General features: G+C 70.6%; 19 protein-coding genes and 1 pseudogene. 9 read left to right on the forward strand and 11 right to left on the reverse strand.

All coding sequences use genetic code 11. The features are described from left to right. Positions 1-373: pseudogene (locus tag HW577_RS07820) on the forward strand (Gfo/Idh/MocA family protein); the annotation flags it as partial. Here HW577_RS07820 and pobA read toward each other — a convergent pair. Next, positions 361-1,536, reverse strand: coding sequence for a 4-hydroxybenzoate 3-monooxygenase (gene pobA, locus HW577_RS07825; protein WP_198375581.1), 1,176 nt, complete (start codon positions 1,534-1,536; stop codon positions 361-363). The pseudogene HW577_RS07820 and the gene pobA overlap by 13 nt on opposite strands. Positions 1,537-1,656: 120 nt before the next feature. On the opposite strand from pobA, the gene HW577_RS07830 reads away from it, so the two are divergent. Next, positions 1,657-3,201: an ABC transporter substrate-binding protein gene (locus HW577_RS07830; protein ID WP_198375582.1), complete on the forward strand. Its 1,545-nt coding sequence runs from the start codon at positions 1,657-1,659 to the stop codon at positions 3,199-3,201. Positions 3,202-3,333: 132 nt separating this feature from the next. Here the strand turns inward: HW577_RS07830 and HW577_RS07835 are convergent, their stop codons facing one another. From HW577_RS07835 to HW577_RS07860, 6 genes are read right to left on the reverse strand one after another with little or no spacing between them, the layout of a single operon-like run. Then, a complete protein-coding gene (locus HW577_RS07835) occupies positions 3,334-4,287 on the reverse strand; it encodes an ABC transporter ATP-binding protein (RefSeq protein ID WP_198375583.1) in 954 nt (317 codons plus the stop codon). Next, positions 4,284-5,261 (reverse strand): ABC transporter ATP-binding protein, encoded by a 978-nt coding sequence (locus HW577_RS07840; protein WP_198375584.1) that lies wholly within the window; start codon positions 5,259-5,261, stop codon positions 4,284-4,286. The genes HW577_RS07835 and HW577_RS07840 overlap by 4 nt, the downstream gene beginning before the upstream one ends. Next, positions 5,258-6,124, reverse strand: coding sequence for an ABC transporter permease (locus HW577_RS07845; RefSeq protein ID WP_198375585.1), 867 nt, complete (start codon positions 6,122-6,124; stop codon positions 5,258-5,260). Before HW577_RS07845 ends, HW577_RS07840 begins: the two co-directional genes overlap by 4 nt. After that, positions 6,121-7,038, reverse strand: a complete 918-nt coding sequence (locus HW577_RS07850; protein WP_198375586.1) for an ABC transporter permease — start codon at positions 7,036-7,038, stop codon at positions 6,121-6,123. The genes HW577_RS07845 and HW577_RS07850 overlap by 4 nt, the downstream gene beginning before the upstream one ends. A 47-nt stretch (positions 7,039-7,085) precedes the next feature. Next, the gene (locus HW577_RS07855; RefSeq protein ID WP_198375587.1) at positions 7,086-8,693 is read right to left on the reverse strand and encodes a gamma-glutamyltransferase family protein; all 1,608 of its coding nucleotides are present in this window, start codon (positions 8,691-8,693) and stop codon (positions 7,086-7,088) included. 3 nt (positions 8,694-8,696) lie between these two features. Continuing rightward, on the reverse strand, positions 8,697-9,662 hold the full coding sequence (locus HW577_RS07860; protein ID WP_198375588.1) for a Bug family tripartite tricarboxylate transporter substrate binding protein: 966 nt from the start codon (positions 9,660-9,662) through the stop codon (positions 8,697-8,699). Positions 9,663-9,745: 83 nt separating this feature from the next. On the opposite strand from HW577_RS07860, the gene HW577_RS07865 reads away from it, so the two are divergent. Continuing rightward, positions 9,746-10,642, forward strand: a complete 897-nt coding sequence (locus tag HW577_RS07865) for an ABC transporter substrate-binding protein (RefSeq protein ID WP_198375589.1) — start codon at positions 9,746-9,748, stop codon at positions 10,640-10,642. 6 nt (positions 10,643-10,648) lie between these two features. Here HW577_RS07865 and minE read toward each other — a convergent pair whose 3' ends face one another. Genes minE through minC form a run of 3 tightly spaced genes read right to left on the reverse strand, consistent with a single transcriptional unit; the run spans position 10,649 to position 12,557 of the window. Then, entirely contained in the window at positions 10,649-10,936 is a 288-nt protein-coding gene (minE, locus tag HW577_RS07870; RefSeq protein ID WP_198375590.1) for a cell division topological specificity factor MinE, read from the reverse strand. Further along, complete coding sequence (minD, locus tag HW577_RS07875) at positions 10,936-11,754, reverse strand: septum site-determining protein MinD (RefSeq protein ID WP_198375591.1); 819 nt, start codon at positions 11,752-11,754, stop codon at positions 10,936-10,938. Before minD ends, minE begins: the two co-directional genes overlap by 1 nt. 35 nt (positions 11,755-11,789) lie before the next feature. After that, positions 11,790-12,557 (reverse strand): septum site-determining protein MinC, encoded by a 768-nt coding sequence (minC, locus tag HW577_RS07880; RefSeq protein WP_198375592.1) that lies wholly within the window; start codon positions 12,555-12,557, stop codon positions 11,790-11,792. 228 nt (positions 12,558-12,785) lie between these two features. On the opposite strand from minC, the gene HW577_RS07885 reads away from it, so the two are divergent. The 5 genes from HW577_RS07885 to HW577_RS07905 are packed head-to-tail and all read left to right on the forward strand — an operon-like array spanning position 12,786 to position 16,414. Then, positions 12,786-13,691 carry an ABC transporter substrate-binding protein gene (locus tag HW577_RS07885; protein WP_198375593.1) on the forward strand — a complete coding sequence of 302 codons (906 nt, stop codon included), beginning with the start codon at positions 12,786-12,788 and terminating at the stop codon, positions 13,689-13,691. A gap of 2 nt (positions 13,692-13,693) precedes the next feature. Next, positions 13,694-14,155 carry an acyl-CoA thioesterase gene (locus HW577_RS07890; RefSeq protein ID WP_198375594.1) on the forward strand — a complete coding sequence of 154 codons (462 nt, stop codon included), beginning with the start codon at positions 13,694-13,696 and terminating at the stop codon, positions 14,153-14,155. Next, positions 14,152-15,108 (forward strand): D-2-hydroxyacid dehydrogenase family protein, encoded by a 957-nt coding sequence (locus tag HW577_RS07895; protein WP_232474764.1) that lies wholly within the window; start codon positions 14,152-14,154, stop codon positions 15,106-15,108. Before HW577_RS07890 ends, HW577_RS07895 begins: the two co-directional genes overlap by 4 nt. After that, positions 15,105-15,944: an alpha/beta hydrolase gene (locus tag HW577_RS07900; protein ID WP_332837538.1), complete on the forward strand. Its 840-nt coding sequence runs from the start codon at positions 15,105-15,107 to the stop codon at positions 15,942-15,944. The genes HW577_RS07895 and HW577_RS07900 overlap by 4 nt, the downstream gene beginning before the upstream one ends. Then, the gene (locus tag HW577_RS07905) at positions 15,941-16,414 is read left to right on the forward strand and encodes an MOSC domain-containing protein (RefSeq protein WP_198375595.1); all 474 of its coding nucleotides are present in this window, start codon (positions 15,941-15,943) and stop codon (positions 16,412-16,414) included. Before HW577_RS07900 ends, HW577_RS07905 begins: the two co-directional genes overlap by 4 nt. A 3-nt stretch (positions 16,415-16,417) precedes the next feature. Here HW577_RS07905 and HW577_RS07910 read toward each other — a convergent pair whose 3' ends face one another. After that, positions 16,418-18,358 carry a BTAD domain-containing putative transcriptional regulator gene (locus HW577_RS07910; protein ID WP_198375596.1) on the reverse strand — a complete coding sequence of 647 codons (1,941 nt, stop codon included), beginning with the start codon at positions 18,356-18,358 and terminating at the stop codon, positions 16,418-16,420. A 511-nt stretch (positions 18,359-18,869) separates the two neighbouring features. Between HW577_RS07910 and HW577_RS07915 the strand changes: the two genes are divergently transcribed. Next, positions 18,870-19,136 (forward strand): hypothetical protein (locus HW577_RS07915; protein WP_198375597.1); only part of this gene is annotated, 267 nt, incomplete at its 3' end.

Raw genomic sequence — 19,136 nt, forward strand, 5'->3', positions numbered from 1 at the left:
CCGCTTCGACGCGCCGGGCCGCGCCGAGACGGCGATCGCCGCGCGGCTGACGGCGGGCGGCGTGCCGGTCGCGCTCGCCGGCGGCGTCGGCTTCACGCTTGCCGACGACCACAATGCCTGGACGCTGGAAGGCCCCGCCGGCGCGATCCGCCTGCGCGACTGGTCCTTCGCCGAGCGCCGTGCCGCCGATGGAACATGGGCCGCGGCATCGGACGCGCTGCCGAATGAGCGCATGCGCCCGATGGTCCTGCAACGGCAGCTCGAGGGCGTCGCCGCCATGACGCGGGGGGAGACGCATCACCTCGCCACGCTGCGGGAGGCGCTGGAGGTGCAGGAGGTGGTGGAGGCGATCCTCGCCGCTCAGGCCGCGTAGGGCAGCCCGACATAGTTCTCGGCAAGCGTCGTGCGCGCCGCCACCGACCCGGCGAGGTAGTCGAGCTCGGCGAGGCGCATCCGCGCGTCGAAGGCGTCGTCGGCATCGTAGCGGTGCAGCAGCTGCGTCATCCACCAGGAGAAGCGCTGCACCTTCCAGACGCGGTCGAGGCAGGTGGCTGAATAGGCGTCCATCAGCGCCTCCCCCTTCCCCGCGAAGAAGGCCTCCAGCGCGCGGACCAGCACGCGCACATCCGCGACGGCGAGGTTCATGCCCTTGGCCCCCGTGGGTGGGACGATGTGCGCCGCGTCGCCGGCGAGGAACAACCGCCCGTGCCGCATCGGTTCCGCGACGAAGGACCGCATCGCGGTGACGCCCTTCTGCAGGATCGGGCCTTCCTCCAGTTCCCCCCCCGCCGCGCCCAACCGCCGCCGCAGCCCATCCCAGATCCGGTCGTCGGACCACGTCGAAACATCCTCGTCCGGCGCGCATTGCAGATAGAGCCGGCTGACGCTGTGGCTGCGCATCGTCGCCAGCGCGAAGCCATCGGCATGCCGGGCGTAGATCAGCTCCTCCGACATCGGGCGGGAACGGGAGAGGATGCCGAGCCAGGCGAAGGGATAGACCCGGTCGAACAGCGTGAGGTCGGCCGGCGGGATCGCGGCGCGGCAGATGCCATGGAATCCGTCACAGCCGGCGATCACGTCGCAGGCGACCTCCCGCGCCACGCCATCCTCCACGAAGGTGATGCGCGGGCGCTTCCTGGCGATATCGTGCACCGCGACCTCGGCGCACTCGAACAACAGGGGCAAGCCGGCGGCGAGCCGTGCGGCGATCATGTCCTTCACCGCTTCCTGCTGGCCGTAGATGGTCACGACCTTGCCGCCGGTGAGGCCAGAAAGGTCGATCCGCGTCTCCCTCCCCGCGAAGCGCAGTGCGAGGCCGTGATGGACCAGCCCCTCCCGGCGCAGCCTTTCGGCGACGCCGGCTTCCGCCAGTGTGTCGACCGAGCCCTGTTCGAGCAGGCCGGCGCGGATGCGGCCTTCGACATGCTCGCGAGAGCGGGCTTCGAGGACCACGCTGTCGATCCCGCGCTGTGCGAGCATCTGCGCGAGCAGCAGCCCGGCCGGCCCGGCGCCGACGATGCCAACCTGCGTGCGCATCGGACGATCTCCTCCCGCCGGTGGATTTGACCGTCAGGCCGCTCGGCGCGCAAGCGGCGCGGGCTTGCCGCGCGGGCCCCACCTTCCCTAGGCTTCCCCATCATCAGGGAGAACAGGGTCATGACGATCAGGCGACGGGACCTCGGCAGGGGCATCGCGGCGGTGGGCGGCCTCGCCCTGCCGGCGCTGATCGGTGGTCAGGCGCAGGCGCAGCGCGCGCAGGACACGCTGCGCATCGTCTTCCGCGACGCGGTGCCGAACATCGACCCCTACTACAACAGCCAGCGCACCGGTCTGATCCTCGGCCACCAGTTCATGGACGGGCTGGTGCACCGCAACCCCGAGAATTTCGAGATCGTGCCCGCCCTCGCCACGGCGTGGAACTGGGTCGACACCACGACCCTCGACTTCACCCTGCGCCAGGGCGTGAAGTTTCATGACGGCAGCGACTTCACGGCGGATGACGTGGTCTACACGGTCAACACCGTCTCCAAGCCCGAGGCACGCGTCGCGACACCGTCCAACTACGCCTGGATGGACAGGGCGGAGAAGACCGGCACGCATACCGTGCGCCTGCATCTCAAGCGGCCGACGCCGGCAGCACTCGAATACCTCGCGCTGGTGACGCCGATCTGGCCGCAGGCTTATCGCGAGCGTGTCGGCGCCGACGGCTTCGCGCGCGCGCCGGTGGGCACCGGGCCCTATCGCGTCACGCGCGTCGATGTTGCCTCCATCGTCGAGTATGAGCGCTTCGACGGCTACTACCAGGGCGGCCCGAAGGGGCGGCCGGCGATCCGGCGCATCACCGCGCGCTTCGTGACGGATGCGGCAACAGAATTGACGGAGCTGCTCGCCCAGCGCGTCGACTGGATCTGGAACATGAACCCGGACCAGATCGACAACGTGAACCGCCTGCCCTTCCTGCAGGCGCTTCAGCAGGAATCGATGCGCATCGGCTATCTCTCGCTCGATGCCGCGGGACGCAGCGGCGCCGGCAACCCGATGACGAACCTGAAGGTACGCCAGGCGGTCTGGCACGCGATCGACCGGCAAGCGATGGCGGACCGCCTTGTGCGCGGCGGGTCCCGCGTGCCGATCGCGCCCTGCTACCCATCGCAGTTCGGTTGCAACGCGGATGCCGCGGTGCGCTACGACTTCAACCCGGCGAAGGCGCGGCAGTTGCTCGCCGAAGCGGGCTTCCCGAACGGCTTCGAGATCGAGCTCACCTCCTACGTGCAGCCGCGGCAGTGGTCGGAGGCGGTGCAGTCCTACCTCCAGGCCGTCGGCATCCGCGCCCGCCTGAACCTGATGCAGGTGGCCGCCCAGATCCAGCGCGCCTGGCGCGGGGAACTGGCGATGTCGATGGGCTCCTGGGGCTCCTACTCGGTCAACGACGTCTCGGCCCTGCTGCCCAACTTCTTCGATGGCGGCAACGACGACTACGCCCGCGATCCCGAATTGCAGCGCATGCTGGTGGAAGGCGGTTCGACGGCCGATGCGGAGGCCCGCAAGCGCGCCTACGATGCCGCGATCCGGCGCATCACCGAACAGGCCTACTGGGTGCCGCTGCACACCTACGTCAACACCTATGCCTTCCAGCGCCAGCTGGAGTTCAAGGCATTCCCCGACGAGCTGCCGCGCTTTTACCTCGCGAAGTGGAAGTAGCCTTCAGGCCGACCGCGCAAGGGATGAACCCATGCGTGGTCGGCCTTCAGACTCGGGTTTGGCGCGCGGCCGCCCCACCAGCCCCGCGCGCGATGCCCTCCGCACAACGGCCAAGCCTTTGTGCCCCGGGCATCAGGCCAGGTGGCATTCCACGAGGCCCGCGGCATCGCTCGCGGGCCTCGGCGTTTCCGTCGAGCATTTCGCCACCGCGACGGGGCAGCGCGGATGGAAGCGGCAGCCAGGCGGGATGTTCGCCGGGTCCGGCATGATGTCGCCGAGCCCCACATCCGGCACTCCGAGCCCCGGCTCCGGCGTCAGCACCGAAGCCAGCAGCGCGCGGGTATAGGGGTGACGAGGGGCGGCGAAGAGCCGCTCGCTCTCCGCCCGCTCCACGATCCGGCCGAGATACATCACGGCCACCTCGCTCGCGATATGCTCGACCACCGCGAGGTTGTGGCTGATGAACAGGTATGTGAGGCCGAGGTCGCGCCGCAGCTCCGCCAGCAGGTTCAGGATCTGCGCCTGCACCGAGACATCGAGCGCGCTGGTCGGCTCGTCGCACACCACGATGCGCGGGCGCAGCACGAGCGCGCGGGCGATCGCCACGCGCTGCCGCTGCCCGCCGGACAACTGCGCCGGGAAGCGACCGCCCTGGTCCGGCGACAGGCCGACGCGCTCCAGCGCCTCCGCCACGCGGCGTGCGATCTCCGCCGTGCCGATGGTGCCCTGCGCGATCAGCGGCATGGCAACGATGTCGCGCACGCGCCGCTTCGGATTGAGCGAGGCGAAGGGGTCCTGGAACACCGGCTGGATCAGCCGTGCCCGCGCGCGCCTGTCCATCCCGCCAAGGCGCTGCCCATCCACCAGCACATCACCCGCGCTCGGCTCCAGCAGGCCGAGGATGAGGCGCGCCAGCGTCGACTTGCCGCAGCCGCTTTCGCCGACGACGCCGAGCACGCTGCCCGCAGGCACCGAGAAGGAAACGTCATCGACCGCGATGACGCGCTTGGGTGCAGCGAACATCCCCTGGCGCACGCGGAATTCGCGCCGCAGGCCGCGCACCTCGATCGCCGCCGCGCCGCTCATGCCGCGTTCCGCCCATGCCAGCCAGGGGCCAGCGTGCAGAGCAGCTCGTGGTCAGGGCCGGCCTGCTGGCGCGGGAGCGTGCCCTCGCAGGCGGGGCTCGCCTGGCCGCAGCGGTCGCGGAAGCCGCAGCCCGTGAAGCCGGGCCGCATGCGCGGCACGACGCCCGGGATGCTGCCCAGCGGTTCGTCCCGCTTCACCTTGCCCGGCACCGGCACACAGGACAGCAGGCCGCGCGTGTAGGGATGCTCCGGCGCCGCGAACAAAGTCGCGGTCGGCGCGCTCTCCACCACTTCCCCCGCATACATGACGGAAACGCGGTCGGCGACGCGCGCGACGATGCCCAGGTCATGGGTGATGAGAAGGATCCCCAGGCCGAGATCCTTCTGCAACGTCGCGAGCAGCCGCAGGATCTGCGCCTGCACCGTGACGTCGAGCGCGGTCGTGGGTTCGTCCGCAATCAGCAGTTCCGGGTCGCACATCAGCGCCATGGCGATCATGACGCGCTGGCGCAGCCCACCCGACAGCTGGTGCGGATACTGGCCGAGCCTGAGCCCCGGCGCGGTGATGCCGACGCGGGCGAGAAGTTCCGCCGCGCGATCCACCGCCTGCGCGCGCGGCGTGCCGCGATGGCGGCGCAGCACCTCGGTCATCTGGGAACCGACCGTATAGGCCGGGTTCAGGCTCGTCATCGGCTCCTGGAAGATCATCGCCATGCGGTCGCCGCGCAGGCGGGACATCTCGCGCTCGCCGAAGTGGCCGATCTCCTCCCCCGCGAAGCGCAGCGCCGTCGTCTCCCGCTTCGCGCCGCGCGGCAGCAGGCCCATGACGGACAGCGCGGTGATGGATTTGCCGCAGCCGCTCTCACCCACCAGGCAATGCGTCTCGCCCTTGTTGACGGCGAGCGAGGCGCCGCGCACTGCGGCTGTGCTGCCGATCGTCACGCGCAGGTCCTGCACCTCGAGCAGCGCGCTCATCGGGACAGGTCCGTGCCCATCATGTCGCGCAGCGCATCGCCCAGCAGGTTCACGCCGAGCACGAGGACGAAGAGGGCAAGACCAGGGATCACGATGACCCAGGGCGTGAAGAACATGTAGTCCTTCGCCTCGCTGATCATCAGCCCCCAGGAGGGCAGCGGCGCCGGCACGCCGAGGCCGAGGAAGGACAGGGCGGCTTCGAGCAGGATGGCGAGCGCCATCTCGAGCGTCGCGACAACGGCGAGATGCGTCGCGATGTTCGGCAGCACCTCCCGCGTCAGCACCCACCAGCGGGAGACGCCCGCACACCACGCCGCCGCGACATAGTCGAGGTTGCGGATCTGCATGGTGGTCGATCGCGCCACGACGGCGAAGCGGTCCCACAGCAGCAGCCCCAGCACCAGTACCACGAGCATCAGCGATGAACCACGCAGCGCCGCGACGGCCAGTGCCACGAGCACGGCCGGGATGGACAGCCGCGTGGTGATCGCGAACATCACCGCGTCATCCACCCGCCCGCCATAGAAGCCGCCCAGCACGCCGAGCGTCGTGCCGATGATGCCGGAGGTGATGACGGTCAGCACGCCGATCAGCATGGAGATGCGCGCGCCGTAGATCAGTCGCGACAGGTAGTCCCGCCCCAGCTGGTCGGTCCCCAGCAGGTTGCGCGTGCTGCCCCCTTCCATGAAGGAGGGCGGCACCAGGCGCCGCTCCAGGTCGATGGCGAAGGGGTCGTAGGGCACGATCCAGGGCGCGAACAGCGCGAGCACCGCGGCCAGCCCGACGATCGCGGCGCCGACCACGAAGCCCGGGTTGCGCAGCAGCGCCGCACCCCGGCCGGCGGGAAGGGCCGCCCCACTCATGAAGTGCGCAGCCGCGGGTCGAGCACGGCGTTCAGCAGGTCCGCCAGCAGCGTCAGCGCGATGTAAATGAGCGCCAGCACCAGCACGACCGCCTGCACGACGGGGAAGTCGTTCTTGCTGATGCTCTCCCAGGCGAGATACCCGATGCCGTGCAGCGCGAAGACCGTCTCGATGACGATCGACCCGCCCAGCATGAAGCCCAGTTGCACGGCCGCGATGGACACGACCGGGATCGCCGCGTTGCGGAAGCCGTGCTTGACCAGGATGGACAGGCGCGACAGCCCCTTCGCCCGCGCCGTGCGGATATAGTCCGACGACAGCGCCTCGATCATCCCCGACCGCGTCAGGCGGGTCAGCGAGGGGATGGCCGAGAAAGCCAGCACGACGCCCGGCATGACGTAATGCTCCCAGGACCCGGTGCCCGAGATGGGCAGCCAGCCGAGGTTCAGCCCGAAGGTGATCATCAGCACCAGGCCGAGCCAGAAGGACGGCATGGCCTGCCCGACCAGCGCGACGAGCGAGACGGCGCGATCCACCCAGCTCCCTTCCCGCACCGCGGCGAGGATGCCGAGCGGCAGGGACACCACCAGCGCGATGGCCAACCCCACCAGCCCGAGCGTGATCGTGACACCCATCCGGCTCGCGATCAGGTTCGCGACACGGTCGCGGAAGAAGAAGCTCTCGCCGAAATCGCCCTGCACCGCGCGGCCAAGCCAGTCGAAATACTGCACGACGAGCGGCCGGTTCAGCCCATAGACCTGCCGGATCGTCTCGACATCCGCGGCCGTCGCGTTCGGGCCGGCAATCGAGATGGCGAGGTCGCCCGACAGGCGCGTGAGCAGGAAGGCGAGCGTCAGCACCGTGAGGGCGACGAGCACCGCGACCGTGAAGCGTCTCAGAATGAAGCGAAGCATCCCGTCGGAAGCCTAGGCAGGCGGGGCGCGCCCCGGCAAGCCCCGCCTCACCATGCGCCTGCCCAGCCGTCGCGACGCGGGTCGGAGGCCGCCATGCGCACGCCGTTCGGCAGCAGGCGGATCGCCTCGACGCTGCATGCGCCTTCCAGGTCGGCGACGACCTTCACCTCGTGCCCGCGCTGGCGCAGGCCCGCGATGGTCGCCTCGCCCAGGCCGCGCTCGACCGTCAGGACGTCGCCGCCGCCATGCGGGTGGTTGCTCTCCTGCCCGGGCTGGGAGGAGGTCCAGCGCGGCGCCTCCAGCGCCTGCTGCGGATCCATCCCGAACACGGCACAGGCGACCAGCACCTGGAAGTTCACCTGCACCTGGTTGTCGGCGCCCGGCGTGCCGAACACCAGCCAGGGCCGGCCGTCCTTCATGACCATCGGCGCATTCATTGTGTGGCGTACGCGCCGCCCGGGCGCGAGCGCATTCGCGTGCCCTTCCTCCAAATGCCAGTAGGACATGCGGTTGTTCAGCAGGATGCCCGTGCGCGCGCCAGTGATGCCGGATCCGAAGGCGGAATTGATCGACTGGATGGCGGAGACGGCGTTGCCCTCCGCATCCATCACGCAGAAATAGGTGGTGTCCGCCTCCGCCAAGGCGCGGACCGGCAGGCGCGCTGCACGCGCGCCGATCGCCGCGCGATGCGCCGCGGCGGCGGCGTCCGACAGCAGGCTCGCAGTGTCGGGTACGTCCCGCCCGGCCTCCGCCTCGCGGTCGAGGAAGGCGCGCTTCTTCGCCTCCACCATCAGGTGCACCAGCGCCTCGCTGCCCCAGCCGAGCGCGGCGAGGTCGTCCTGCTCGACGATGCGCAGCATCTGCAGCATCGCGAAGCCCATCGACGGCGCGGGCGTCTGCCGCACCTCGAAGCCGCGCCAGGCAATGGCGACGGGCGCTGCCTCCCGTGCCGTGACCGCGGCGAGGTCGCCGGCCGTGACCAGCGTCCCCGCATCCGCGAGGTCCGCCGCGAGATCACGCGACAACGCGCCGTCGTAGAAGTCCCGCGGCCCCGTTGCGGCAAGCCGCTGCAGGGTCGCGGCCAGCGCCGGCTGCGCCATGACGGTCCCCACCGGAGGCACCGCGCCGTCCGGCAGGTAGATCGCCCGGCTCGTCGCATCGGGGTCGAGCCGCGCGCGGTTCTCGCCGATGAAGTGGCGCAGCGCATGCGTGGCGGCGAAACCGTCCCGCGCCGCCTCGATCGCCGCGCCGAACAGCGCACCCCAGGGGCGCGATCCATGCGCCGCATGCAGCGCCGCGAGGCCCGCCACCTTGCCCGGCGTCTGTACCGAGGGCGCGCCGTGGTTCGGGATGCCGCCCGCCGCGCGGTAATGCGCGATGGTCGCCGCCGCCGGCGCCTGCCCGGTGCCGGCATAGGTCTCGGCGCGGCCGGACTTCGCCGACCAATGATGGTAGAAGCCATCCCCGCCAAGTCCGGACATGTGCGGTTCGACCACGCCGAGCGTCAGGGAGATCGAGACCGCGGCATCGGCCGCGGATCCGCCCGCGCGCAGCACGTCGAGCCCGGCCTGCGTCGCGACCGGATGGTTGCTGGCGACCGCGCCGCGGCGGCCCATGATCAGCGGGCGATGCGTCCGGATGCCCTCATAGGCCATGGCTCAGCCGCCCGTCCGGATACGCGCGCCAACCGGCGCCCAGCGCGCCACCTCGTCCCGCACCAGGCGCGCCGCCGCCTCGGCCGAACTGTCGGGCCAGGTGTCGACGCCCGATCGCCGCAGCCGTTCCTGCACGGCAGGATCAGCGAGCGCGCGCGCCGCCGCGGCCTGCAACGTCGCGAGTACCGGCTCCGGCGTGCCCGGCCGCGCAAATAGCACCTGCCAGACCGTGAGGTCGTAGCCGGGCACGCCGGCCTGCGCCATGCTCGGCACGCCCGGCACGAGCGGCGAGGGATCGCGGGAGGAGACCGCAAGCCCGCGCACCCGGCCGTCCTGCACCAGGGGCGCGAGCATCGACGGGCTGTCGATGGTGAGCTGCACGCGGCCCGCGACGAGGTCCTGCACCGCCAGCGCCGCGGTCCGGTAGGGCACGATGGTGTAGGTCACGCCCGTCATCTGCTTCAGCAGCTCGCCGGCCAGGTGGTTCGCGGCCCCCGGATTGGTCGAACCGAAATTCACCGCATCGCCGCGCTGGCGCAGCCAGCCCATCAGTTCCGTCACATCCCGCGCGGGGACGGAAGGATGGACAGCGAGCAGGAAGGGCTGCCGCGACACCAGCGCCAGGGGCCGGAAGTCGCCGACCGGGTCATGCGGGAATTCGGGATTCATGGCGCGCATCAGCGCGTGGTTGATCGTGCCGATGAAGATCGCGTAGCCATCGGCCGGAAGGCGCTGGAAGGCCGCGGCACCGACCGCGCTGCCGGCGCCGACCACGTTCTCCGGCACCACCGGCTGGCCAAGGATGGGGCTCAGCGCCTCGGCCATGATGCGCCCGACGATGTCCGTCACGCCGCCGACGCCGACCGGGATGACAAGGCGGATCGACCTGCTCGGAAAGCGGTCCTGCGCGAGCGCTGGCGTGGCAAGGGCGGCAGCGGGCGCAGCGAGCAGCGCGCGTCGGTTCAGCATGGATGTCTCCCGGACGGTTGGCGACCGCATCAGGTTACGCCACCCTGGGCGGGACACCAGCCCCGGGGGAAGCGATGCACCAGTTGAGCCTGCAGGAGCCGTTCCGCGGCCTGTTCTACGCGCCCTTCTATGCGGCGCTCGCACGCGGCGCCTATGCGCGCGAGGGCGTGGAGGTCCGCTTCATCGACAGCCCCGGCCCCTCGCTGCAGACGGATGCCGTGCTGGAAGGACGCGCCGACCTCGCCTGGGGCGGGCCGATGCGGCTGCTGCTCGCGCATGACAAGGACCCCGCCTGCCCGCTCCGCCTGTTCGGCGCGGTGGTGATGGGCGATCCCTTCTTCCTGGTTGGCCGCGCGGCGCGGCCGGGCTTCCGCCTGACCGACCTCGCGACGCTCACGCTCGGGTCGGTCAGCGAGGTGCCCACGCCCTGGTGGACGCTGCAGGACGACATCCGCCGCGCGGGTCTCGACCCCGATGCGGTGCGCCGCGTGACGGACCGGACGATGGCTGAAAATGCTCAGGCGGTCGCCGACGGGACGCTCGATGTCGCGCAGATCTTTGAACCGCTGGCGACCGCGATGGAACGCGCCGGCACCGGCCATGTCTGGTACGCGCAGGCGAGCCGGGGGCCGACCTCCTACACCGCCTTCTACGGCCGCACGGACGTGATCGCGGCGAAGCGTGAAGCCTGCATGGCCATGGTGCGGGGGCTCGCCGCGACGCTCGCCTGGTTCGCCAACGCATCGCCCGAGGAAATCGCCGCGACCATCGCGCCGTACTTCGACGCGCTTGACGAGGATGTCGCGGCGCACGCCATTGCCCGCTATCGCGCCCTCGGCGTCTGGACGAAGACGCCCCGCTTCCCGCCCGAGGCGCTGGCGCGGCTGGAAGGCGCCATGCTGTCCGCCGGCGCCATTTCCCGCACGCCCGGCTATGCCGGGCTGGTGGCCGAGGAGATCACCGAGGCGGCGCTGGCCTGAACCGGCTCAGCGCGCCCCGGCCGCCATGCGCATCGCCGCGGGCGCGGGCAGCTCGATCTCGATCGCCAGCGTGGACATATCCCCGCCGCGGTCGAGATTGACGTTCACCTTGCCCGGATCGATCGCGACGTAACGTGCCACCACCGCGACGAGTTCCTGCTGCAGCTTCGGCAGGAAGTCCTCACGGTTGCGGCCGATGCGCTCATGCGCCAGCACGATCTGCAGGCGTTCCTTGGCGGCGGAGGCGCTGCTGTCGGGCTTGCGCTGGCCGCGGAAGAAGTCGAGCCAGCTCATCACGCGGCCCTCCCGCCGAACAGGCGCTTGAAGATGCCCTTCTTCTCAGCCTCGATGAAGCGATGCGGCTTCTCCTCGCCGAGGAAGCGGGACACGGCGTCGGCATAGGCCTGCCCGGCCGTGCTTTCCCCATCCATGATCACCGGCGTGCCGGTGTTGGAGGCCTTGAGCACGCTCTCGCTCTCGGGAATCACGCCGAGCAGCGGGATCGAGAGGATCTCGCGGATGTCCTCGAGCTTCAGCATCTCCCCGCGCTCGACGCGCACCGGGTCGAAGCGGGTGACGAGCAGATGCTCCTTCACCGGCTCGCGCTTTTCCTCGGCCCGCTTCGAGCGCGACTGCAGGACGCCGAGGATGCGGTCGGAATCCCGAACACTGGAGACCTCGGGGTTGGTCACGACGATCGCCTGGTCGGCGAAGTACAGCGCGAGCAGCGCGCCCTTCTCGATGCCGGCGGGGCTGTCGCAGAGGATGTAGTCGAAATCCTTCGACAGCTCCTCGATGATGCCCTGCACGCCTTCCTTCGTCAGCGCATCCTTGTCCCGCGTCTGGCTGGCGGGAAGGATCGAGAGCGTCTCGACGCGCTTGTCGCGGATCAGCGCCTGATTCAGCCGCGCCTCGCCGCTGATGACGTTGACGATGTCGAACACCACGCGTCGCTCGACCCCCATGATGAGGTCGAGGTTGCGCAAGCCGACATCGAAGTCGATGACGACGGTCTTCTTGCCCCGCTGCGCCAGGCCGGTGGCGAAGGCGGCGGAGGATGTGGTCTTGCCCACGCCCCCCTTGCCGGATGTGACGACGACGACCTGTGCCATGTCCCCTGCCTCCTCGTTATCCCCTGCGCGGCGCGTCAGCCGATCGGGTCGAAGCGCATGCGCTCGCCCGTCAGCCGTACCTGCACCGCCTTGCCGATCGGCGCCCCCCCGAGCCCTTCCCGCACCGCGTAGTAGCCGGCGATGGAGATGAGCTCCGGGTCGAAATTCTGCGCGAAGATGCGCGCATCCGCGCGGTCGCCACCGCCGGCGATCGCCCGCCCGCGCAGCGCGCCATAGACATGGATGTTGCCGTCCGCGATCACCTCCGCCCCCGCATTCACGGTGCCGGTAACGATCAGGTCGCCGCCCTGCGCCCAGACACGCTGGCCGGCACGCACCGGCTGGTCGACGATCATGGTGGGCCGCGCCATGCCGGGCGCCGGCGGGGGCGGGGCCGCGGGTTCAGGCGCGGCGGCCGGCGCGGGGGCCGCAATGGGCGGGGCCTCCTCGCTCTCCTTGCCGCCGACGCTGCGGATCGGCGGCAACCCGAAGGCCATCGCGGCGTTGCGCATCTCCGGCGTGCCGCCCGTCGTGCCGATCGGTACGATCTCGAGTCCGCGCAGTCCTTCGATCAGCCCGGCGAAATCCACCTGGCCCGGCGGCATGTCGAGGTCGCCGAGGCCGAGCACCACCGGCGCGAAGCGCAGGAAGCCGGGCGCGCGGCGGAACTGGTCGCCGATCGCCGGCACCACGGCCTCGGGCCGCGGATCCAGCAGCCGCAGCACGAGCAGGTTGAAATTCGCCCCGCGCAGGCGGAACGGCTCGATGCGGGGCGAAGTGTCGGGCCGGGGCGCGGCGGACATGGGCCTCCAGGGGATCGTCGGGCTGCCGGAACCATACGGATTGTGTCCGAAGGTGGCGGCACCCACGAGATATAGCGTTGCGGGTGTGGCGGGCGAAGGGCGCGCGGAAGCGCCCCTTCACGGGCAAGGCCTTATCGCGCGTTCTTGCCAGGGCGCGCCAGGGGCGAATCGGCGGGGCTGGCCCGCCGCCCTCGCCCATTCCAGGATGCGCCGATCCCGGAGGCCCAAGTGCAGCCCATCATCCTCAACGAACCCTTCCGCGCGGTCTTCTACGCGCCCTTCTATATAGCCGAGGCCCGCGGCCTGTTCGCGGCCGAGGGCGTGGAGGTCCGCCGCGACACCGCCGGCGACCCCAACAAGGCGGCGGAGAATCTGCTCTCCGGCCGGGCCGATATCGCCTGGTCGGGGCCGATGCGCCCGATGCTGCTGCGCGACCGCGACCCGTCCTGCCCGCTGCGGTCCTTCTGCGCGGTGGTGATGAAGGACCCCTTCCTGATCATCGGCCGCGGGCCGCGCCCGGGCTTCGCGCTAAGCGACCTGCCCGCGCTGCGCTTCGGCACCGTCAGCGAGGTGCCCACGCCGTGGTGGTGCCTCCAGGACGACCTCCGCGCAGCGGGGATCGACCCGGATGGGCTGACGCGGGTGACGGACCGGACCATGGCGGAGAACGCGGCGGCGGTGCTCGACGGCACGCTCGATGCCGCGCAGCTGTTCGAGCCCCATGCGGCGCTGGCCGAAGCGAAGGGTGCGGCCGTCTGGCACCGCGCCGCCGATCGCGGCCCTTCCGCCTACACCGCCTTCTACGCGACGGAAGCGCGCATCGCGGAACGGGCCGCCGAGTTCGAGGCGATGATCCGCGCCATGGCGAAGGCGCTGACCTGGATCGCGACCGCACCGCCGGCGGAGATCGCCGCGACCGTCGCGCCGATGTTCCCAGAGGTGCCCGCCGCGGCGTTGGCGACCGCGCTCGGGCGATACCAGGCGATGGCGCTGTGGTCGCCGACGCCGCATTTCCCGCGCGCCGCCTTCGACCAGTTGCAGCGCGCGATGCGATCCGCAGGCATCATCCAGGGCGCGCCCACCTTCGAAGCCTGCGTGGACGAGGCGATCGTCGCGCGCGCGCTCGGGGGCTGAGCGTGGCGAAGGACCGCGGCACGCGTGCCGACTACCGCTTTTTCCTCACCATCCCGACGCGCTGGATGGACAACGACGTCTACGGGCACGTCAACAACGTCACCTACTATTCCTGGTTCGACACGGTGGTGGCGCGCTTCCTGATCGACACCGGCTTCCTGCACATCCCGACCGCGCCGGTGATCGGGCTCGTGGTGGAAACCCAGTGCCGCTACTTCGCGCCCATCGCCTTCCCAGACACCGTGACCTGCGGGCTGCGCTGCGGGCGCGCGGGCAACTCCTCTGTCCGCTATGAGATCGGCATCTTCCGCAACACGGAGGAGGTGGCGAGCGCCGAGGGCCATTTCGTCCATGTCTACGTCGACCGGGCGACGCAGAAGACGCCCACGCCCCTGCCGCCCTTGCTCCGCGCGGCACTCGGCGGCATCACCCTGCCCGCGGAAACGACTGGAGCGACCCCATGAGCATCAAGCGCCTCGCGATCCTCGACGACTACCAGGGCGTGGCCCTGTCCATGGGGCCGTGGGACCGGCTGAAGGGCGTGGAGGTCACGGTCTTCCGCGACACGCTGACCGATCGGGAAGCCCTGGCACAGCGCCTTTCGCCCTTCGACGCCATCCTGGCGATGCGCGAACGCACCCCCTTCCCGCGCGCGCTGATCGAGCGGCTGCCGAACCTTCGCCTGCTGGTGACGACCGCGGCGCGCAACCGCTCGATCGACGCGGCGGCCTGTGCCGAGAAGGGCATCGTCTTCTGCGGCACGCCCTCCTACGGCGACCCCACGGTCGACATCACCTGGGGGCTGATCATCGGCCTGATGCGCGACCTGCCGCGGCAGGAAGCGGCGCTGCGAAAGGGGCTCTGGCAGACCTCGGTGGGCTGGGGGCTCGAGGGGCGGACGCTCGGCGTGGTGGGGCTGGGCAAGCTCGGCGGGCGCGTGGCGAAGGTCGGCCAGGCCTTCGGCATGAAGGTCATCGCCTGGAGCCAGAACCTGACCGAAGAACGCGCGGCCGAGACCGGCGCGACCCGCGTCGACAAGGCGACGCTGTTCGAGCAGGCCGATGTGGTGACGCTGCACCTGATCCTGTCGGACCGCTCCCGCGGCATCGTCGGCGCGGAAGACCTCGCCCGGATGAAGCGCTCCGCCTTCATCGTCAACACCTCCCGCGGGCCGCTGATCGACCAGCCGGCGCTGGTCGCGGCGCTGGCGGAAGGGCGCATCGCAGGCGCCGGCATCGATGTGTTCGACATCGAACCCCTGCCGTCCGGCCACCCGCTGCTGGCCGCGCCGAACACCTTCCTCACGCCGCATCTGGGCTACGTCACGCAGCAGAACTACCGCGCCTACTACGAAGGCTGCGTCGAGGCGATCGAGGGCTTCAACGCCGGCGCGCCGGTGCGCGTGATCGCGCCGTGAGCAGCCCCTATCCGCTTCCCGAAGGCTGGGCAGCCTGGCTGCAGAAGGCTCGGGACGACGCCTACAACAACACCGACATGGTGGCGGACAGCGGCGCGCAGATCGCCGCGCGCAACGCCGCCTCCGCGGCCTTCCGCGCCGCCCATGCGGGGCATCTCGACCTGCCCTACGGGGAGGCGGAGCGGGAGAAATGGGACCTCTTCCCCGGCCGCGATGCCGGCGCGCCCTGCCTGGTCTTCATCCATGGCGGCTACTGGCAGCGCAACCGGCGGGAGGATTTCGCGATCCTCGCCCAAGGCGCGCTCGCCATGGGCTGGTCGGCAGCGCTTCCGGGCTACACGCTCGCGCCCGATGCCTCGCTGACGACGATCTGCTGGCAGGTGACGCGAGCGCTCGACTGGCTCGCCGCGCATGGCGCGGCACATGGCATCTCGGGGCCCATCGTCGTCTCCGGCTGGTCGGCGGGCGGGCATCTGGCGGCGATGGCGGCGGAACATCCGGCGGTGACGGCCGCACTCGTCATGTCGGGCGTCTTCGAGCTCGCCCCGATCCGCGACACCTACCTGCAGGACAAGCTGCGCCTGACGGCGGAGGAGATCGCCGATCTCTCGCCAATCCGCCGCCCCGTGGTGCAGAAGCCGGTCGCGGTGGCCTATGGCGCGGCGGAACTGCCCGAGCTGCGCCGCCAGTCCCGCACCTTCCACCGCATCCGGGCCGAGGCGCAGGCGCCCGGGCCGCTCATTCCCATCCCCGGCGCGGATCATTTCCGCGTGCTGGAATCCCTCTGGAGCCCGGACGGGGCGCTGCTCCGCGCCGCGGCGGAGCTGCTGCGATGAGCCATGACTTCTCGGGCGTGCTGCTGGCGATCCACGTCGCGCGCGAGGCCTCGGCGCCGATGGAGGAGCTGGATGCCGCGCGACTGATCGAGGGGGTGGGGATCGAGGGCGACCGCTACGCGACCGCGCGCGGCACGTACAGCAACAAGCCGCATGCGGACCGGCAGGTGACGCTGATCGAGATGGAGGCGCTCGATGCGGTCGCGCGCGACTACGGCGTCTCCCTGGCCCCGCACGAAAGCCGGCGGAACCTGACGACCGCGGGCGTGCCGCTGAACCATCTCGTGGGGCGGGAGTTCCGCGTCGGCGACGTGCTGCTGGTCGGCGGCCGGCTGAACGTGCCCTGCCAGTACCTCGAGGACCTTCTCGGCAAGAAGGTGTTCAAGCCGCTGATCCACCGCTCCGGGCTGAACTGCCGCATCCTGAAGGGCGGCACGATCCGCCCGGGGGACCGGATCGTGCCGGCCTGATCCCTATTCGAGGCCGGCCTTGGTCAGGCCCTCGATGTAGAGCGCCTTGTCGACCTCCGGCTCGAAGGGGGCCCGGTCGGTCGCCTTGCGCAGCCCGAAATCCTTTTCCATCGCCATGAGCCGTGCCCGCACCTCGTCGGCCTCCCGACGGCGACCGAGATGGCCAAGGGCGCTCAGCCAGATCTTGTAGGGAAAGGTGAAGCCGGCATGCAGCGCCGTGACCTGGCGCGCCGCGACATCGACCTCCTCGAAGCGCCGCAGCAGCAGCAGCGGGACGAGCCGCGCGGCATCGAAGAAGAACGCGTGCGGATGCAGCGGCGCGAGCCGCTTATACCGCTCCCACCGCCGCAGCGCCTCCTCGTGCTCCCCGCGGTAGGACAAGGCGAGGGCGGAGAAGACCCACGCCATCGGCAGGTTCGGGTTGAGCGCGAGTGCGCGCTCGTAGAGAGAGACGGCTTCCGCCACCCTGTGGTGCAGGAAGGCGCGGACGTGGCCGAGGATGGCGAGCGCCTGTGCATCCGACGGGTCAAGCGCGACGGCGCGGGAGGCGAGCTCCTCCGCCTTGGCGAAGACCTCGGCGTCGTTCTTCGACCAGCCCTGCCCCACCAGGAAGAGGTGCCAATACGCATGCCAGGCGAAGGCCGGCGCATAGTCCGGCTCGAGCCGCGTGGCCTCGGTGAGCAGGCTCCCGGCAAGTTCGTAGGACTGACGGTCGAGCCGGTAGATCGCCGGGATTGCGCGCAGCAGCAGGTCATAGGCCGTGGCGTCGACCGGCGCGCGGTTCGCCGCCCTGTTCGCCGCACGGTTCGCCTCGATCAGCAGGATCTCCGGGTCGACGCGCGCGACCACCTCGGCCGCGATCTCGTCCTGGAGGGCAAGGAGGTCGCCCGCGTCCCGATCGAACCGTTCGGCCCAGACGACGGCCTCCGGGGGACGGTGGTCGGTCAGGCGTAGCGTCACGCGCACGCGTTCCCCGGCGCGCTGGACGGTGCCTGAGAGGGTGAAGTCGAGGTCGAGCGCGCCCTCGGCCCGTTCCTGGCGCTCGATGGCGGCGACGGAGGCGCTGTCGACGAGCACGAGCCAGCGGAAGCGCGCGAGCGCCGCGGTGATCTCTCCCGCCAGGCCCAGGGAGACCTCGGCATCGGCCTCCCCGCCCAGCACCTTGAAAGGCAGGACACCAAGGCGCGCGCCACGCGCGGTGGTTCGGCGAAAGGGCGGTGGCTGGGAACTGGCGACCTCGCCGCGGAGCGATTCGGCCAGCGCGGATGTTTCCGGCGAGGGGGCGCCGCGGAATCGCTCCGCGAAGACGCGGCGGCATTCCTCCCAGGCGGCGAAGGCCGCGCCGCGGTCGCCCCGATCGGCTTCGGCGCGGATGAGGATCCGCCAGATTGGCTCCTGCGCCGGGTCGATCGCCAGGATCCGCCGAGCTTCCTGGGCGCGCGCCTCGGCCGTGCTGGTCGCCGCGAGGCGGGCTGCGGCGGCTTCGAGAGCCGTATCCCGCAGCCGGCGTCGCTGCTCGGCGAGCCAGGCATCGAAGGCCGCGTCGAGACCGTCGAGGTCGGCCAGCAACTCGGCCTGAAGGAGGTTCAGCGCCTCCGCACGGTCGCGCGCCAAAGCCGGCAGGGCGCGGGCATCGGTCCAGACCCCTTCGGAGTTCAGCGCGACCGTTTCGCGATTGGCGATGATCAGGCTGCGCGCCTCGGGTCCCAGGGCTTCTTGCAACTCATGGAGCGCCTGGCGGAGCGAACCGCGCGCTTGGTCCTCTCCCCGCCGGCTCCAGAGAAGCTCGGCGAGCCGCTGACGCGACACCAGGGCCGGCGATTCCAGTGCGAGCACGGCGAGGACGCCTCGCGTCTTGCGCGAGCGGGGGAGCAGCGACTCGCCCGTCAGGGCGCGCACGTCCATCCGGCCGAGCATGGTGATGCGCAACCGGAAGCCCGGCATCGACCCCAGGCCTTCTGGAGCCAAGGAAGTCGCGCCGGCAGGCCTGCTGTCCTGACCGATCGGCGATGCGATTTCCGTTGCCATCACGCAGTCTTAACGTGGCTGGTGATTCGGAACAAACGCCGACGTGACTCTGGGTTGAGTCCGCGGGCGATTGCATGCACATTTGTTGCAGTCGGGCCTGGGCATTCTGCCTCATTCCGCGAAAAACCTCGTACCCATCGAGACTTCCGACCACCCCCGTGCCGATACTGGGGGTTGCGGGGACGTCCGTTAATTGCGCGTCAACGACGTGATCGCCCCATGAAACTCCCGTCGGACAAGTCCATCTTGAGACTCTTAAAGTTCGGCTCCGGAAGAAGTACAGGTCTCAGTTCCTATTGATTAATAATATCAGGTAAAAATCTTATCGCAAGTAGGAATTTTTACTTGCCGCGCCGTCGATCTCAACGGCAAGTTGCATCATCCGGGCCGCGCAGGGCGGCCGTTTGCAGCAACGGAGATCGATCCCATGGCCCAGGCCCTCTCCATCCTCGACGCCCGCAAGGTCCGCACCGGCGCCGGCGTCCGCGTCCCGGCCTCCGTCGCCGACAAGGGTGCCGTGCGCACCGGCGCCGGCGTCCGCGTCCCGGCCTCCATCGCCGACAAGGGTGCCGTGCGCACCGGCGCGGGTGTCCGCGTCCCGCCCTCCATCGCCGACAAGGGCGCCGTGCGCACCGGCGCCGGCGTCCGCGTCCCGGCCTCCATCGCCGACAAGGGCGCCGTGCGCACCGGCGCC

Source organism: Neoroseomonas rubea (genome assembly GCF_016106015.1).
Classification (GTDB): domain Bacteria; phylum Pseudomonadota; class Alphaproteobacteria; order Acetobacterales; family Acetobacteraceae; genus Neoroseomonas; species Neoroseomonas rubea.

What these genes read in the sequence shown, in the direction of transcription:
- minE (WP_198375590.1), bottom strand. Translation starts at nt 10,936, where the DNA reads ATGAGCTGGCTCGACTTCTTCCGCGGCCAGCGCAAGCCCGACAGCAGC.
- HW577_RS07910 (WP_198375596.1), bottom strand. Translation starts at nt 18,358, where the DNA reads ATGCCGGGCTTCCGGTTGCGCATCACCATGCTCGGCCGGATGGACGTG.
- HW577_RS07845 (WP_198375585.1), bottom strand. Translation starts at nt 6,124, where the DNA reads ATGAGTGGGGCGGCCCTTCCCGCCGGCCGGGGTGCGGCGCTGCTGCGC.
- HW577_RS07855 (WP_198375587.1), bottom strand. Translation starts at nt 8,693, where the DNA reads ATGGCCTATGAGGGCATCCGGACGCATCGCCCGCTGATCATGGGCCGC.
- HW577_RS07850 (WP_198375586.1), bottom strand. Translation starts at nt 7,038, where the DNA reads ATGCTTCGCTTCATTCTGAGACGCTTCACGGTCGCGGTGCTCGTCGCC.
- minD (WP_198375591.1), bottom strand. Translation starts at nt 11,754, where the DNA reads ATGGCACAGGTCGTCGTCGTCACATCCGGCAAGGGGGGCGTGGGCAAG.
- pobA (WP_198375581.1), bottom strand. Translation starts at nt 1,536, where the DNA reads ATGCGCACGCAGGTTGGCATCGTCGGCGCCGGGCCGGCCGGGCTGCTG.
- HW577_RS07860 (WP_198375588.1), bottom strand. Translation starts at nt 9,662, where the DNA reads ATGCTGAACCGACGCGCGCTGCTCGCTGCGCCCGCTGCCGCCCTTGCC.
- HW577_RS07835 (WP_198375583.1), bottom strand. Translation starts at nt 4,287, where the DNA reads ATGAGCGGCGCGGCGGCGATCGAGGTGCGCGGCCTGCGGCGCGAATTC.
- HW577_RS07905 (WP_198375595.1), top strand. Translation starts at nt 15,941, where the DNA reads ATGAGCCATGACTTCTCGGGCGTGCTGCTGGCGATCCACGTCGCGCGC.
- minC (WP_198375592.1), bottom strand. Translation starts at nt 12,557, where the DNA reads ATGTCCGCCGCGCCCCGGCCCGACACTTCGCCCCGCATCGAGCCGTTC.
- HW577_RS07840 (WP_198375584.1), bottom strand. Translation starts at nt 5,261, where the DNA reads ATGAGCGCGCTGCTCGAGGTGCAGGACCTGCGCGTGACGATCGGCAGC.
- HW577_RS07895 (WP_232474764.1), top strand. Translation starts at nt 14,152, where the DNA reads ATGAGCATCAAGCGCCTCGCGATCCTCGACGACTACCAGGGCGTGGCC.
- HW577_RS07830 (WP_198375582.1), top strand. Translation starts at nt 1,657, where the DNA reads ATGACGATCAGGCGACGGGACCTCGGCAGGGGCATCGCGGCGGTGGGC.